Genomic DNA, 15,288 nt, shown 5'->3' on the forward strand with positions numbered 1-15,288 from the left:
CGCCGCCCGGCGCCGTCACGCCGCGCCCGCCGTCGTCGCGCCGCGCGTCCGGATCGCGGCGCGGTCAATCTTGCCGTTACCCAGGCGCGGCAGGGCGGCGGAGACGGCAAACACCTTTGGAATCTTGTAGTTCGCCAGCGATGCCGCGCAATGCGCCTTGAGCGCCTCGCCGGTTACCGTGGCGCCGGGCCGGCATTCGATGGCGCAATGCACCGCCTCGCCGAAAACCTCGTCCGGAATCCCGAAGACCACCACCTCGGCCACCGCGGGGTGGGTCTCGATCGTCGCCTCGACCTCGCGCGGGTAGACGTTGTAACCGCCGGATTTGATCATCTCGCGCAGGCGGCCCTTGATCGAGACATTTCCGTCGGGGCGCAGACAGGCGAGATCGCCGGTCCGCAGCCAGCCGTCCACGGTGAAGGCGTCGCGCGTCGCCTGCTCGTTCCCCCAGTAGCCGCGCAGCACGCAATCGCCGCGGGCCTGAATTTCGCCGATCTCGCCGGTGCCGCAGCTGCGCCCGGTCTGGTCCGCGATGCGGGTTTCGAAGCGGGGATCGAACCGGCCGATACTGTTGAGCAGCACCTCGTCCGGCGCGCCCGGGTCGGAATAGGACAGCGAACTCATCACCTCGGTCTGGCCGTACTCGACGAAGATCTCGGCGCCGGTTGACCGCAACCGCTCAAGGGTGGGCGCCGAAACCGCGCCGCCGCCGATGCAGATCGACCGCAGCGAGGACAGATCGCGGGTGTCGAAATCGGCATGGTTCACCGCCATGGTGAACATCGCGGGCACCTGGAGCCAGGTCTGTACCCTTTCGCGTTCGATCAGGTCCAGAACGCCGGCGGGGTTGAACCTGGCCTGGAATATCAGGGTGCCGCCGCCGATCAGGCAGCCCATCGTCGTGTTCATGATCGCGCCGACATGGTTGATCGGCAGGTTCGAAAGATAGCGCCGGGGTTCGCCGTCGAGGTGGTCGTGCTGGCCGTGCGACGCGCCGATCAGCCCCCCGTGATGCAGCGCGGCGCCCTTGGGCCTGCCGGTAGAGCCGGAGGTGAAGACGATCACCGCCACGTCCCTGGATGTGGCCGGGCTCCGGCGCGGCGTGGCGGGGCCTTCGGCAATCGCCGCCAAAGGCACCTGGTGCACCGGAATGGCGCCGGCGGCATCGGCCGCGCGGGTGGCCAGGTCGCCTTCGCCGGGGGCCGGGGCATGGAGCAGGATGGTCGGCTGCGTGGTCTCGATCACATGGGAAATCTCGTCACGGGAATAGCGCGGATTTACGCCCACGTAAATAGCGCCGAGGCGGGAGGCGGCCATCAGCGTCAGGACATAGGGAATCCCCGGCGCGGCGATCAGCGCGATGCGGTCCCCGGGCCGGACGCCATGCCGATCCATCCAGGCAGAATATCTGTCAACATATTGATTGGCGGTACTAAAAGTAAGGCGATTACGACCTTCCACCGCGAACTCTGCCTGCGGTGTTCGATTCGAAAAATACTCCAGTACGGCATCGAGCGTTTCGGGAAAGGGAGCGGGCGTGGGCATTGATTCGACCTTTGTTATCCGGGTTCGCCGAATTGGCGCATTGACTTCATGCAAAAAATTAACACAAATGTAAAAAACTTCAACCGTGATGATATGGACGAAATCGGGAGGGTCAGATGGCATTGATGACTGTGAACGGCGCGGATCTTTTCGTCGAGGAATTCGGGGCCGGGGAGGACGTGGTGATCTTTACCCACGCGCTGTTCTTCAGCGGCCAGATGTACGCGCGGCAGATCGCGCGGCTGTCCGGGCGCTATCGCTGCGTGACGGTCGACTGGCGCGGCATGGGCCGCAGCGGCAAGCCGCTGGGCGGGTATGACGTCGACAACCTGTGCCGCGATGTGATCGGTGTCGCCGATGCGCTGGGCATCGACCGGTTCCATTGGGTGGGCATGTCGGTGGGCGGCGTCGCCGGCATCCGTCTTGCGGCGCAGATGCCGGAGCGGTTCCGCTCGCTCGCCATCGGCGGGGCCTCGGCCGAGGCCGAACCGATCGAAAAGGTGGTGAAATACGAAAGCCTTTTGCTGCAAGGGTTCGCGCGCGATCCCGAAAGCGTGGTCGACGGTCTGTTGCCGATCCTCTACGGCGAGCCGTTCCGCACCGATCCGGCGCGTGCGGAGAGTCTTGCGCGCGAACGCGCGCTGATCGTGGCCAATGACGGACCGGCGGTGGCGCGCGCCTCGGCGCCGATTCTGCGCCGGGTCGATATTCGCCACATGCTGCCGCATGTCGCCTGCCCGACCTATATTTTCTGCGGCGCGCTCGACGGGGCGAATCCGCCGGAGAAATCGCGGACCATCGCGCAGGGCATACAGGGCTGCCGGCTGGAGGTGTTCGACGGCATCGGTCATCAGCCCAATGTGGAGGCGCCCGATCTGCTTGCCGAACGGCTGCTCGCCCATCTCGGGGACGCCGCAGCGTGACGGATGCCTGGCGGGCGCGGTGCCCGCCCGCCCGGTTCGCCCGGCATCGCGCCGGCGGCAGATATGAGGATGATACAGCATCAGCAAGGGGATAGTGGGCGGATGTTTCTGACCAATGAGGACATGATCGAACTGGTCGCGTGGCGGCGCAAGCTGCATGCGATGCCCGAGCTTTCGGGCGAAGAGGCCGAGACCGCGCGCGAGGTGAGGCGCGCGCTGTCGGCGACCGGCCCGGACCGCCTGATCGGCGATCTGGGCGGGCATGGTCTCGCGGCGGTCTACGAGGGCGCCGAGCCCGGCCCGACGGTGATGTTCCGCGCCGAGCTGGACGGGCTTGCCATCGAGGAGGTCTCTGATCTGCCCTATCGCTCGCAGGTGCCGGGCAGGGGCCACCAGTGCGGCCATGACGGGCATATGGCGACGCTGATGGCGCTGGCGCGCGGCCTGTCCCGCAAACGGCCGCGCCGCGGCCGCGCTGTTCTGATGTTCCAGCCCGCCGAGGAAAACGGCGCGGGCGCCGCCGCGGTCGTGGCCGACCCGGCCTTTGCCGCGATCAAGCCGGACTACGCCTTCGCCTACCACAACATGCCGGGCATGCCGCTGGGGCACGTCGCGGTGGCGGAAGGGCCGATCACCTGCGCCTCGCGCGGCATGAGGATCATCCTGACCGGGCGCACCGCCCACGCCTCGATGCCCGAAACCGGGGTCTCGCCGGTGCCCGCGGTGCTGAAACTTCTGCCCGCGCTCGGCACCCTGAACGGCGGCATGCTGCCGTCGCCGGATTTTGCGATGACCACGATCACCCACGTCGGGATCGGTGAACCCGCCTTTGGCATTTCGCCGGGCAACGGCGCGGTCTGGCTGACGCTGCGCAGCCTGACCGACAGCCGGATGGAGGCGCTGTGCCTGGATGCCGAGCGGCTGGCGGCCGAGGTGGCAGCCGAGACCGGCCTTGGCGTCGAGATCGAGTACGACAACGTGTTCGCCGACTGCTCGAACGATCCCGAGGCGGTCGCCTACGTCCGCCGCGCGCTGGAGGCCGAGGCCATTCCCTTCGATACCGGCGACCTGCCGTTGCGCGGATCGGAGGATTTCGGCGGCTTCGGCAAGGACGGCAGCCGGATCGCGCTGTTCCTGCTGGGATCCGGCGAGAACCGCCCGCACCTGCACAACCCCGACTATGATTTCCCCGACGACCTGATCGGCATCGGCGCGCGGGTGTTCAACCGCACCCTGCGGGACATTCTTGGCTAACGGGACGGGGGCTGCCCGCCGCGCCGCAGGGCCGGCCGGGCGGCGGCGCTCAGCGCCAGATCCCGTCCTCGGCGTCAAAGGCGCCGAGGCGCAGGTCTTCGACGCCCGCCACCAGCGTCTTTTTCTCGATCTTGTTCGACGCGGTGCGCGGGAAGTCGTCGACGTAGGCGATGTAGCGCGGCACCTTGAATTTCGCCAGGTGTTGGCGGGCGTGGTCCAGGATCGCCTCGACCGGCACCGCTTCGCGGGCGACACTGTTCTTGAGCTGGACGTAGATCTTGACCTCTTCGCCGCGCACCGGGTCGGGCACCGCCACGGCGGCGGCGTCCTCGATGCCGGGCAGGGCGCAGACCGCCGCCTCGACCTCGCGGGCCGCGATGTTTTCCTGCGAGCGGCGGATCATGTCCTTCAGCCGGCCGACGAGGTAGAGAGCCCCATCCTCGTCGGCGCGGAAAAGGTCGCCGGTGCGGAACCAGCCGCCGTCGCGGAACACCTCGGCGTTGGCCTCGGGGCGGTTCCAGTACCCCTGGAAGATCGAGCGTCCGCGCACCCAGAGTTCGCCGGTTTCGCCGGGTTTGACCGGCTGCCCGGCCTCGTCGCGGATCGTCGTTTCGCGGCAGGGCGCGGCGAAACCGACGCTGCCGGAATCGTACATGTCATTCAGTTCGGGCGGCATCCATGTGCCAAGCCCGATCTCGGTCATCCCGAAAGCCTCGCGCGCGGTGACGCCGAACCGGCGGCGGAACGCGCGGCAGGTCTCGGGCGGCCAGCCGAATGTGGCCACCTGTTTCAGCGCGGTCTGCGCCTCCTCGGGGCGCGGCGGCTGGCGCGTCATCAGAAGCGGGAACATGCACCACTCGATCCGGTGGTCCAGAATCCAGTCCAGGAACCGCGACGACGACAGCCCCGGCGCGATCACCAGCGTCGCGCCGGTCAGCAGCGCCTTCAGCGTGATCCACTGCGGGTCCATGTAGAAATAGGGCTGCGCCGAGAGGATCCGGCGGGCGGGCTGCGCATCCCAGGCGATGGCGGCGCGGGCGAGAACCAGCCAGTAGTCATGGGTCAGCATGCAGCCCTTGGGAAAGCCGGTGGTGCCCGAGGTGTACTGGATGTTGGCCAGATCGTCGGGGGTGGCGGTGCTGTCCAGGGGGGTGTCCGGGGCGTCCGCCGCGATCCGGTCGAAGGCGCCGCCGCCCTCGGCCACGTCGGCGATGGTGATCTGCGCGCGCAGGTCGTCCGGCAGGCCGGCGATCACCTGTGAATACTCCGCATCGTGCAGCAGCAGCCGGGCGCCGGAATCCTCCAGCACATAGGCGATCTCGCCGGGGGTATAGCGGGTGTTGACCGGAACATGCACCGCGCCCAGCCGCGCCAGCGCGATGAACAGGGCCGGATAGGCCAGCCGGTTGGGCAGCATCAGGCCGACGCGGTCGCCCTTGCCGATGTCCATCGCCGAAAGCGCATGGGCATAGCGATGGGTCAGCGCCCCGAACCCGGCATAGGTGGCGCGTTCGCCCCGCTCGAAGACCTCGATGGCGATCCGGTCGCCGAAACGGGCGCAGGCCGCGGTGACGGCATCGCCGATCGACTGGCGGACAAAACCGTCACCAAGCCGGCGCGTGCGTTCGAGCGCGCCGGCGATTCGGTCCGGGGTGGGGCGGGGATGGGTCGACATCAGCGGATTTCCCGACAGGCGTGTAAAAGTTATCTTTGAATTCGCCATAAAGTGACAGATATGTCAATACTGGGCCTCTCCGCTGTGCCTTGGTGTGCCGGTTGTCATTCACGGTTCGGGGCCGGATAACGGAGAGAAGACCGAAACGGGTAAGGAGTAGAGTTATGGCGGCGGAAGCCAAGCAGTCGAAGCGATATTCGAAGCGCCGGGAGTCGATCCTGGTCGAGGCGTTGCGCGTGTTCTCGGAGCGCGGGCTGGAATCGACCGGCATCAAGGAAATCGCGACCAGTCTCGGGCTCACGCATCCGGCGCTCTATCATTACTTCGCGTCCAAGGAGCAGCTTGTCTACGAGGCGGTGAGCAAGGCGATCCAGGATGAGATCGCGGCGATGGAAAGGGCCATTGAATCGCTGCCCGCGCATCCTGGGTTGCAGTTGTATACCCTTGCAAAGGCACAGGTTTTTCATGAACTGGACGGGCGAATATATGTGCCGTTCGTGAATGCCTTTCTCTACGGGCCGCTGCGCAATGCCGCCAAGCTGTCGGACGAGCAGCGCGACGACATCCTGCGGCTGCAGCGCCGGATCGTCGGCCTGTACCGCGATGTCATCGCGGCGGGCCAGAAGACCGGGGAGTTCGCCGCCGGCTCGCCGACGATGTCGGCCTTTGGGGTGCTCGGGATTCTGTCCTACGCGGTGTTCTGGTTCCGCCCGGACGGGCAGATGGACGCCGAGTCGGTTGCCAGCGCCATGGCGGCGCAGGCGGTGCGGTCGGTCAGCAAGCTGGTAGAGGTCGGCGAAGAGGTGCCGCCCGGCCCCGTCTGATAAATATTGACAAACTTGTAAAACAAATTAATGCTGAGCCTCACGTGGAGTGACACAGGGGAGGTTCACCATGAAACGAGTCAGGTCCGCCATTGGTGCGGTTTGTCTGGCCGCAGGCATCGCATCGGCCGCGTCGGCAGATGAACATTTCAAGGTCGTCGGGACCTGGGGCACGGGGGCGATGTTCCCCGAGCATGAGGCCCCGTTGTGGCGCACCGCCTTGCCCGAGGCCTCCGGCGGGAAGATCACCGCCGACATTCAGGCGATGACCGATCTCGGCCTAAAGGGGTTCGAGACGATCAAGCTGCTTCAGACCGGGGTCTATGACGCCGGCTTCGGGGCCTATACCTATATCGCCTCGGGCAACCCGGTGTTCGAGGGCATCGACCTGGCCCTGGTTTCGGGTTCGACTGCGGAGAACCGCAAGCTTGTCGCGGCCTATGAGCCGGTGGTCGCCGAGGCTTTTGACACGATCCACGGCGTCAAGCTACTGGGAAGCTATCCGTTCCCGGCGCAGATCCTGGTCTGCCGCGACGCCTTTGCCGGATTGGATGATCTCAAGGGGCGCAAGATCCGGGTCTATTCGACTACGCTGGGCGACATGGCCGAGGGGCTTGGCGGCGTCAGCGTCACGATCCCGCTGGGCGATGTGGTTCCGGCGCTTCAGCGCGGCGTGATCGACTGCGGCGTGTCCAGCGGCATCAGCATGTATACGGCGAAATGGCAGGATGTTGTGAAATACGTCTATGAGACGCCGGTGTCCGCCGGCATCGCCTTTCTGGCCATGAACAAGGCCCGCTGGGAGGCGCTGGACGCGGATACCCGGGCACTGATCGAGACCGAGGTCGATACCTTTGTCGACAAGGCCTGGGCGGCGCTGGCCGACTCCGAAGAGCAGGGCGTCGCCTGCCTTACCGGGGAGGGGACCGAATGCCGCTATGGCGCGCCGGCCGACATGACGCTGGTGCGCGCGGGCGAGGGCGACGCCGCCGTTCGCAAGCAACTGCTCGCCGATTTCGTGCTCAAACGCTATGCCGATCGCTGCGGTGACGACTGTACCGCGCGCTGGAACGAAACCGCCGGCGCGGTGATCGGAGCCGAGGCGCGCCGCTAAGGCGCGCCGACCCTCACAACCTCACATCAGGGAAACACGGTGATGATGAACCGAAACCTGCTTTGCGGGCACGGCACGATTGTGCGCATGGCCCAAGTCCTGGTCTGGATCTGCGGTGGCGCGCTGATCGTGATGTCGGTCGTCATCACCGTCGAGGCGCTGATGCGGAAGTTTCTCAGCCATTCCTTTGGCGGCGTCGATGAGATCACAGCCTATGTCTTTGCCGTCACCACCACCTTTGCGTTTCCCTTCGCGATCCTGCAGCGCGCGAACATCCGCATCGACATCCTGCGCAACCTGTTCGGGGTCCGTGTCCGGCTGTTGCTGGATGTGATGGCCTGGGCGGCCTTCACGCTGGTCTTTGCGCTGATCGCCTACAGGGCCTGCGCGCTGGCGCTGCAATCCTATGCCGAGGGCGCCCGCTCGATCACGCCGCTGCGCAGCTATCTTGCCATCCCGCAGGGGGCCTGGGCGGCCGGTCTGGTCGCCAGCGTGCTGGCCTCGCTGTCGCTGGCGCTGCGCGCTGTGGCGCTTTGGCGCAGCGGCCGGGCCGCCGCCGCCGCCGCGCTGCTGTCGCCCTCTGATGAGGTGGCGCAGGAGTTGTCCCACATCGCACCCGCATCCGGCGCCCCGTCCGATGCCCGCCTGTCCGGAGATATGTCATGATACCGACGACGATCCTGCTGTTGCTCGGCGCGCTGGCCCTGTCGGTCTCGGTCGCCGCCTCGCTCGGCATCCTCGCCTATGCCCTGATCTGGTTCTTCACCGAGGTGCCGCTGGACCGGATGATCGGAGAGATCGCCTGGCAGTCGATGTCCTCCGACACGCTGGTGGCCATCCCGTTCTTCATCCTTCTGGGCGAGATCCTGCTGCGCGCCGGCATTGCCGAGCGGATGTATGCCGCGCTGGTCGAGTGGCTGTCCTGGCTGCCGGGCGGCACCATGCACGCCAATATCGGCGCCTGCGCTCTGTTCGCGGCCTCCTCCGGGTCCAGCGTGGCGACGGCGGCGACCATCGGCACCGTCTCGGCCCCCGAGATCGAAAAGCACGGCTACAGCCCGCGTCTGTTCCTGGGCTCGCTCGCGGCGGGCGGCACACTGGGCATCCTGATCCCGCCCTCGGTGTCGCTGATCGTCTACGGCGCGCTCACCGAAACCTCGATCCCGCGGCTCTACATGGCCGGGATGCTGCCCGGCATCGTTCTGGCGGTGATGTTCATGGCGCTGATCGCCGGCGGCTGCCTGATCCGCCCCGAGGCGGGCGGCACCCCGGTCAAGACCACATGGGGCCGGCGCATCCGGGCGGTGCCCGACCTGTTCCCGCCGCTGCTGATCTTCGCGCTGGTGGTGATCACGATCTATGTGGGCATCGCCACCCCGACCGAGGCCGCCGCCTTTGGCGTGGTCGGCGCGCTGGGCCTGGCGGCCACGCATCGCAGGCTGACCGTTGCGATGCTGGCCGAGGCGATCGAGGGCACCATGCGCACAACCGCCATGGTCACCGCGATCATCATGACCGCGCTGCTGCTGAATTTCGTGATGACCTTTCTCGGCATCTCGCGCCAGATCGTCGACGTGGTGGTCGGCCTCGACCTCAGCCCGGCGGCGCTGATCATCGCGATCGTGCTTTTCTACCTGGTGCTCGGCTGTTTCATGGAAGGGTTCTCGATCCTTCTGGTGACGGTGCCGATCATCGTGCCGATCGTGGTGTCGCTGGGCTACGACCCGATCTGGTTCGGCGTGGTTCTGACGCTGCTTCTCGAGGCGGCGTTGATCACCCCGCCGATCGGCATGAACCTCTATGTCGTCCAGGGCGTGCGGCCGGGCGGCGAGCTCAGCGACGTGATCCTCGGCTCGATCCCCTTCGTCGTCGTCATCTTCCTGATGATCCTGATCCTTCTGGCTTTCCCGGACCTCGCTCTGTGGTTGCCGTCCCTTGCCTTTGATTCCTAGGAGAACACCCGTGAGTATCGACCTTTCCGACCGCCAGTCCCTGCAACATCACATCGGCCAGCAGATTGGCGTGTCGAGCTGGCATCCGATCAGCCAGGCGGATATCGACACCTTTGGCCGTCTCACCCGCGACGAGGACGCCATGCATATGGACCCCGCGTGGGCTAGGCAGCACAGCCCGTTCGGCGTGACCATCGTCTACGGGTTCCAGACCCTTTCCATGCTGACCGCGATGATCAACGAGATTCTCGACCGGGGATCGCAGGAGGCCTACAAGCTCAACTACGGGTTCGACCGGGTCCGGCTGATGGCGCCGGTCGCCGTCGATACGCCGATCCGCGGTGTCGCCAAGCTGAGCAAGATCGAAGACCGCGGCCCGGACCGCTTTCTAGTCACCATCGGAATGACCGTCGAGATCCAGGGGCAGGAGAAGCCGGCGGTGGTCGCCGACTGGCTGTTCATGGTCGTGAACGGCGCAGAGCAGGAGCGCCGGCCGCAGATGGCCGGCAGCTCGACATGAGGACGCGGATCGGATTCCTGGCGTTTTCAGGGGTCGAGGAGCTCGACCTCGTCGGGCCATGGGAAATGGCCACGATGTGGCGCGACTATGCCGCCGGGCCCGAATGCCTGGTGGTCGCGCAGCAGAAGGGTCCGGTGCGCTGCGCCAAGGGGCTGGAGATCACCGCCGAGGAGGATTTCGAGAGCTGCCCGGCGCTGGATGCGCTGGTTGTGCCTGGCGGGTTCGCGGCCTTTGACGAGGCGCAGAACCAGACCCTTCTCGACTTCGTGCGTGCCGCCGCCGCCGGGGGGCGCAACGTGCTGTCGGTCTGTTCCGGCAGCTTCATCCTGCTTGCAGCCGGGCTGCTGGGCGGGCGGCGCGCCACCACGCACTGGAAGGTTCTGGGACAGTTGCGGCAGGCCGGCGTCGAGGTGGTCGAAGAGCGTTTCGTGCGTGACGGCAACATCTGGTCCAGCGGCGGGGTCTCTGCCGGCATCGACCTGATGCTGCATTTCATCGCCGAGACCGCCGGCGCCGAGGCCGCCGCCTCGGTTCAGCACAACGCGGAATATTACCCGGCGCGGCAGGTCTATGGCCGGGCGCATCAGGCGCCGGACATGCCCGCCTACATGAAGAGGTTGTGAGATCGCCATGAGCAATACGCATTTCAAGGATGTCGTCGGCTATACCGACCCGATGTCGGTCCAGCCGGGCGAAACGCTGCACCTGAAGGCGTCCACCACCGCGGATCAGGTCCGGGTCGGCGTCCGCCATGTTGCGGCTGCCGGCTGGTCTGACGGGACCGGGCCGGACGTGACGCTGGAGGCTGTGGAGGGGTTCGAGGATCGCGTCCTTGCCGGGCGGCTTTTGCCGGTACCGCTGGGATCCTGGGCGCAGGCCCCTGTGCCCGAGGCGTTCCGCAGGGCCGAGGCGCGCGCCGTCGGTCTGTTGCTGATGCCCACGGCCAGGCGCCCGCGGCCGCAGGCGCTGGTCCAGTTCTGCGGCGTGGCGGGGCGGCCTCTGGGGGGACTCATGCTTGACGGCGAGGGTCATGTGGTCCTCGCCGATGCCTCCGGCGCGCCGCTGCTGCGCAGTGCCCGGCCGCTCGAACGGGGCAGGTGGGTGGCCATCGGCGCGGCGCTGGCCGCGGCCGGCGGCGGTCTCGAGCTGGCGGTTGCGCCGCTGTTCGGGGCGGCGGATGTGTCCCGCGCCGATGGCGCGCTGGAGGGTTTGGAGACGGCCGAGACGCTGACGCTGGCCGCCGTGGTCGCGGCGGGCGTGCCGTCCCGGGTGGCAGATGCGCGCTTTGCCGAGCCGCTGCTCGCCACGGCTCCGGCCGGTGAGATCGCCACGGCGCTGGCCAGCGGGTCGCAGGGCTGGCGCCATCTGACCCGCGCCCATGGCGCCGGTGCGATCCTGTCGCGCTGGGATTTCTCGCACGCGCCCGAAAGCGTCCGGGTCGCCGATGCCGGCCCCGCCCGCTGCGACGCCACGCTGTTCAACACCCCCTCGCGCGCGGTCACCGGCCCGTTCTGGGACGGCAGCGCCTTTGACTGGCGGCAGCGGCCCGGACACTACAACGCGGTGCATTTCCATGCCGACGACCTGTCCGATTGCGGCTGGCCGGATGCCATTGCGCTGGAGATCCCGGACGATTGCCCCTCCGGCCTTTATGGGGCGGAGCTGAAGACCGACAAGGGCGTCGATGTGGTGCCCTTCGTGGTGCGGGCGCGGCCCGCCGAACGGGCGCCGATCGCCTTGCTGCTGCCCACCTTCACCTATCTGTCCTACGGCAACGCCCCGCCGGAGATGCGCGGGCCGGACCACGGCATCGCCTGCTATCGCGACGAGACGCCGGTCGACGGCCACCCGGGGTTTGGCCGTTCGCATTACGACCGCCACGACGACGGCGCGCCGGTGATGCTGTCCTCGCGGTTGCGGCCGGTGACCTCGATGCGCTTTGGCAGCCAGCCCTGGGGGATCGTCCCCGATACCTGGCTGCTGACCTGGCTGCGCCAGAACTTTGGTCAGATCGACGTGCTGACCGACGAGGATCTGCACCGCGACGGGCTGGATGCGCTGACCGGGCACCGGCTGGTGATCACCGGCAACCACCCCGAATACTACTCGACCGGGATGCTGGATGCGCTCGACGCCTTTTGCGACGGGGGCGGGCGTTTGATGTATCTGGGCGGAAACGGTTTCTATTGGCGCGTCAGCGTGTCCGAGACCGTGCCCGGACAGATCGAGGTGCGCCGCACCGAGGACGGCACCCGCGCCTGGATCGCCGAGCCGGGCGAAGGGCATCACCAGATGGACGGGCTCTATGGCGGGCTGTGGCGCCGGCTGGGGCGGCCGCCGAACCGGCTGGCCGGCGTCGGATTCGCCGCGCAGGGCTTTGATGCCAGCGGGTATTTCCGGGTCTCGCCGGATGCGCGGTCCGGGCCGGGGGCCTTCGCGCTCGAAGGGATCGGCGACGAGTTTGGCCGCCATGGCTGGCTCGGCAACGGCGCCGCCGGGCAAGAGATCGACCGGGCCGATCCGCGGATCGCCCCCGATGCCGGGGTTCATGTTCTGGCCAGAAGCACCGGCCACCCGCCCTCGATGCTGCGCACCAAGGAAGAGATGCTGTCCTACGTGCTGCCCTTCGACGATCCCAAGGCGCGCGCCGACGTGGCGATCCGCCTTGCCGGGGCGTCCGGCGCGGTCTTTTCGGTCGGCTCGATGGCCTGGGTCGGGGCGCTGCTGGATGGCGGCGCCAGCGACGGGCGAAACGACGTCGCGCGGATGACCGGGAACGTCATCCGGCGGTTCCTCGATCCGGCCCCGTTCCGGGCCGCCGAAACCTGAAGTCCCAAGGCAACCAGCCGGTGGCCAGAACGGCTGCGGCGAACCCAACACAGGAGGTATGTAATATGCGATTGAGGACAGTGATCTGCGCGGTTTTCGCGGCGACCGTGGCGATGGCCGCGCCAATAAGTGCCCAGGAGAGGGGCGGCAGCCTGAAGGTCGCGTTGTTCCCCGAACCGCCGACGGTGGTGGCGGGGCTGTCCGGCCTGGGCTCGGCCAGCATCGTGTCGAGCAAGATCTACGAGGCGCTGGTCACCTATGACACCGACCTGAACCCGCTGCCCTGGCTGGCGACCTCCTGGGAGACCTCCGAGGACGGGCTGGTCTGGACCTTCAACCTTGCCGAGGATGCCAAATGGCATGACGGCACCCCCTTTACCGCCGCCGACGTGGTGACCTCCTATCAGGTCTTCTCGGTCGAGAACGACCGGCTGAAACTGATCTCGGCCAAGATCGACGGGGTCGAGGCGGTCACCGAGCATCAGGTGCGGTTCATCCTGAAGGAGAGCATCCCCTCGTTCATCTACATGATGAATTACGGCAACCTGCCGATCATTCCCGCGCATCTCTACGCCGCCGGCAATTTCCGCGAGAACCCGGCCAACGCCACGCCGATCGGCACCGGCGCGTTCAAAGTCGCCGACTGGGAAAAGGGCAGCTACATCCATCTGGTCCGGTTCGAGGACTACCGCGACGGCAGCCGGCCCTATCTCGACGACCTTTACTTCGTGACCATCCCCGATGCCCAGGGCGTCGCCGTCGCCTTTGAGGAAGGCAGCGTCGATGTCGCCTCGGCCTCGAACCTGGAAGGGTTCGACGTGGCGCGGCTGTCCGCGATGGACGGGGTGGAACGCACCAACCACGGCTGGGAAATGCTGGCGCCGCACGGCTTCATGTGGGTCAACACGCAAAAGGCCCCGCTCGACCGGGTCGAGCTGCGCCAGGCGCTGAACTATGCGCTCGACAAGGATTTCATCCGCGACGTGGTGTTCAACGGGCTGGCGACCCCGCCGCGCGGCGCCTTCGACTCGCGCACCAAGTTCTTTGATGCCGGCGTCAACGCCTATGCGTTCGATCCGGAAAAGGCGCGCGATCTGGTCGCCGCCTCGGGCTACGACGGCGCGGTGCTGAAACTGTCGACCGCGCCCGTCGGCTCGGCCTGGGCGCGTCTGGCCGAATACGAGGTTCAGGCCTGGAAAGAGGTCGGCATCAATGTCGAGCTCGATAACAACGATGTCGGCGGCTACCTGAAAAAGCTGGCCGAGCGCAGCTATGATCTGGGCAACATCTATCTCTATCAATACGGCGATCCCTCGGTCGGTGTGACCCGCAACTTCTATTCGTTCAACGATGTGCCCGGCTCGCCCTGGAACAACGTCGGCCGCTATGTGAACCCCGAACTGGACGCGCTGCTGACGCAGGCGGACGCGGTGAATGATCCGGCCGAGCGTGCCGCGCTCTATGCAAAGGCGCAGCAGATCATCGCCGATGACGCGGTGCAGGTCTGGACCGCCGAGCTGCAGTTCCCGACGCTCTACCGGTCGCGGGTCAGGAACCTGGTCACCACCGCATTGGGGCTGAGCGACAGCTTCGCCAACGTTTGGGTCGAGCAGTAATCGAGGCCCTGGCGGGCCGGCGCGAACATGCCGGCCCGCCCACCAACCCCGGAGAGAAATTGGTGTTGAAGACCGTCGTTTCCGAAACCGCCAAACGTCTGGTGGTGATCCTTTTCGTCGTGACCGGAGCCTTTCTTCTGGTGCGCGCCGCCCCCGGCGATCCGGCCGCCTTCATGGCCGGCGAAGCCGGCTCGGGCGATCCGGCCTTTATCGCGCATCTGCGGGCGCAGATGGGTCTGGACAGGCCGTTGCCGGTGCAGCTGGGCTATTACCTGCGCGATCTCGCGGCGCTGGATCTGGGGCAATCCTACCGCGAGGGGCGGCCGGTGTTCGACATGATCGCCGAACGGCTGCCCAATACGCTGGCGCTGGCCGGTGCGGCCTTTCTCCTGGCCCTTGTGATGGGCACAGCCGCCGGATTCCTCGCCGCGATCCATCGCGGCCGCCTGATCGACCGGCTGATCTCGATCGGCTCGGTGCTGTTCTTTTCCTCGCCCTATTACTGGGTCGCGCTGATGGCGATCCTGCTGTTCTCGGGCAAGCTCGGCTGGTTTCCCTCTCATGGGACCCAGACCATCGGCGCCGGCTATACCGGGATGCGCGCGCTGGCCGATTATCTGCACCATCTGGTGCTGCCGGCAACCGCCTCGGCGCTGTTCTCGATGGCGATCTATGCCCGGCTGGTGCGCGCCTCGATGATCGAGACGGCCAACGCGCTGTTCGTCAAGGCGGCCCATGCCAGGGGGATGGCGCCGGTGTGGATATGGCTGCGCCACGTTCTGCGCACGTCGCTGCTGCCGATCACGACGATGGCGGGCGTACAGGCCGGCCAGCTGGTGGCCGGCACCATCCTGACCGAGACGGTCTTCGCCTGGCCCGGCATCGGGCGGCTGATGTACGAGGCGCTGGGCGCGCGCGATTACAACGTGGTGATCGGCGTTTTCCTTGTCACCTCGATGATCGTGATCCTGTCCAACCTTGTGGTCGATCTGCTCTACCGCTTCGTCGATCCGCGCACCCGCGCCGCCTGAGGAAC

Annotated in this window: 13 protein-coding genes; 11 read left to right on the top strand and 2 right to left on the bottom strand. The window is 67.0% G+C overall.

The features are described 5' to 3' along the window. Window positions 1-15 precede the first annotated feature (15 nt). The gene (locus E1832_RS09450) at window positions 16-1,668 is read right to left on the bottom strand and encodes a class I adenylate-forming enzyme family protein (protein WP_133359501.1); all 1,653 of its coding nucleotides are present in this window, start codon (window positions 1,666-1,668) and stop codon (window positions 16-18) included. Between E1832_RS09450 and E1832_RS09455 the strand changes: the two genes are divergently transcribed. Next, window positions 1,662-2,468 carry an alpha/beta fold hydrolase gene (locus E1832_RS09455; protein WP_133359502.1) on the top strand — a complete coding sequence of 269 codons (807 nt, stop codon included), beginning with the start codon at window positions 1,662-1,664 and terminating at the stop codon, window positions 2,466-2,468. The two genes, E1832_RS09450 and E1832_RS09455, sit on opposite strands and share 7 nt — an antisense overlap. Before the next feature lie 102 nt (window positions 2,469-2,570). Then, window positions 2,571-3,722: an amidohydrolase gene (locus E1832_RS09460; RefSeq protein WP_133359503.1), complete on the top strand. Its 1,152-nt coding sequence runs from the start codon at window positions 2,571-2,573 to the stop codon at window positions 3,720-3,722. A 49-nt stretch (window positions 3,723-3,771) separates the two neighbouring features. On the opposite strand, the gene E1832_RS09465 is transcribed toward E1832_RS09460, so the two are convergent. Continuing rightward, window positions 3,772-5,397 carry a class I adenylate-forming enzyme family protein gene (locus E1832_RS09465; RefSeq protein WP_165978847.1) on the bottom strand — a complete coding sequence of 542 codons (1,626 nt, stop codon included), beginning with the start codon at window positions 5,395-5,397 and terminating at the stop codon, window positions 3,772-3,774. 164 nt (window positions 5,398-5,561) lie between these two features. Here E1832_RS09465 and E1832_RS09470 point away from each other — a divergent pair, with 164 nt between their 5' ends. The 9 genes from E1832_RS09470 to E1832_RS09510 all read left to right on the top strand — a co-directional run bounded on the left by E1832_RS09470 (window position 5,562) and on the right by E1832_RS09510 (window position 15,283). Continuing rightward, a complete protein-coding gene (locus E1832_RS09470; protein WP_133359505.1) occupies window positions 5,562-6,221 on the top strand; it encodes a TetR/AcrR family transcriptional regulator in 660 nt (219 codons plus the stop codon). A gap of 70 nt (window positions 6,222-6,291) precedes the next feature. Further along, complete coding sequence (locus tag E1832_RS09475) at window positions 6,292-7,335, top strand: TRAP transporter substrate-binding protein (RefSeq protein ID WP_133359506.1); 1,044 nt, start codon at window positions 6,292-6,294, stop codon at window positions 7,333-7,335. Window positions 7,336-7,377: 42 nt separating this feature from the next. Next, window positions 7,378-8,001: a TRAP transporter small permease subunit gene (locus tag E1832_RS09480; protein WP_133359507.1), complete on the top strand. Its 624-nt coding sequence runs from the start codon at window positions 7,378-7,380 to the stop codon at window positions 7,999-8,001. Then, window positions 7,998-9,287 (top strand): TRAP transporter large permease, encoded by a 1,290-nt coding sequence (locus E1832_RS09485; RefSeq protein ID WP_133359508.1) that lies wholly within the window; start codon window positions 7,998-8,000, stop codon window positions 9,285-9,287. The genes E1832_RS09480 and E1832_RS09485 overlap by 4 nt, the downstream gene beginning before the upstream one ends. Before the next feature lie 10 nt (window positions 9,288-9,297). Beyond that, a complete protein-coding gene (locus tag E1832_RS09490) occupies window positions 9,298-9,807 on the top strand; it encodes a MaoC/PaaZ C-terminal domain-containing protein (RefSeq protein ID WP_165978848.1) in 510 nt (169 codons plus the stop codon). Then, complete coding sequence (locus tag E1832_RS09495; RefSeq protein WP_133359510.1) at window positions 9,804-10,430, top strand: DJ-1/PfpI family protein; 627 nt, start codon at window positions 9,804-9,806, stop codon at window positions 10,428-10,430. The genes E1832_RS09490 and E1832_RS09495 overlap by 4 nt, the downstream gene beginning before the upstream one ends. A 7-nt stretch (window positions 10,431-10,437) precedes the next feature. Beyond that, complete coding sequence (locus E1832_RS09500) at window positions 10,438-12,636, top strand: N,N-dimethylformamidase beta subunit family domain-containing protein (protein WP_133359511.1); 2,199 nt, start codon at window positions 10,438-10,440, stop codon at window positions 12,634-12,636. A gap of 65 nt (window positions 12,637-12,701) precedes the next feature. Further along, complete coding sequence (locus E1832_RS09505; protein ID WP_133359512.1) at window positions 12,702-14,252, top strand: ABC transporter substrate-binding protein; 1,551 nt, start codon at window positions 12,702-12,704, stop codon at window positions 14,250-14,252. A gap of 62 nt (window positions 14,253-14,314) precedes the next feature. Next, a complete protein-coding gene (locus tag E1832_RS09510; protein WP_206021033.1) occupies window positions 14,315-15,283 on the top strand; it encodes an ABC transporter permease in 969 nt (322 codons plus the stop codon). Window positions 15,284-15,288 lie beyond the last annotated feature (5 nt).

The sequence above is a fragment of the Antarcticimicrobium luteum genome (assembly GCF_004358185.1).
In the GTDB taxonomy this organism is placed as follows: Bacteria; Pseudomonadota; Alphaproteobacteria; order Rhodobacterales; family Rhodobacteraceae; genus Antarcticimicrobium; species Antarcticimicrobium luteum.

Coding starts and splice junctions, on each gene's coding strand:
- E1832_RS09475 (WP_133359506.1), top strand. CDS start 6,292: ATGAAACGAGTCAGGTCCGCCATTGGTGCGGTTTGTCTGGCCGCAGGC.
- E1832_RS09450 (WP_133359501.1), bottom strand. CDS start 1,668: ATGCCATCTGACCCTCCCGATTTCGTCCATATCATCACGGTTGAAGTT.
- E1832_RS09500 (WP_133359511.1), top strand. CDS start 10,438: ATGAGCAATACGCATTTCAAGGATGTCGTCGGCTATACCGACCCGATG.
- E1832_RS09455 (WP_133359502.1), top strand. CDS start 1,662: ATGGCATTGATGACTGTGAACGGCGCGGATCTTTTCGTCGAGGAATTC.
- E1832_RS09480 (WP_133359507.1), top strand. CDS start 7,378: ATGATGAACCGAAACCTGCTTTGCGGGCACGGCACGATTGTGCGCATG.
- E1832_RS09495 (WP_133359510.1), top strand. CDS start 9,804: ATGAGGACGCGGATCGGATTCCTGGCGTTTTCAGGGGTCGAGGAGCTC.
- E1832_RS09485 (WP_133359508.1), top strand. CDS start 7,998: ATGATACCGACGACGATCCTGCTGTTGCTCGGCGCGCTGGCCCTGTCG.
- E1832_RS09465 (WP_165978847.1), bottom strand. CDS start 5,397: ATGTCGACCCATCCCCGCCCCACCCCGGACCGAATCGCCGGCGCGCTC.
- E1832_RS09470 (WP_133359505.1), top strand. CDS start 5,562: ATGGCGGCGGAAGCCAAGCAGTCGAAGCGATATTCGAAGCGCCGGGAG.
- E1832_RS09460 (WP_133359503.1), top strand. CDS start 2,571: ATGTTTCTGACCAATGAGGACATGATCGAACTGGTCGCGTGGCGGCGC.
- E1832_RS09505 (WP_133359512.1), top strand. CDS start 12,702: ATGCGATTGAGGACAGTGATCTGCGCGGTTTTCGCGGCGACCGTGGCG.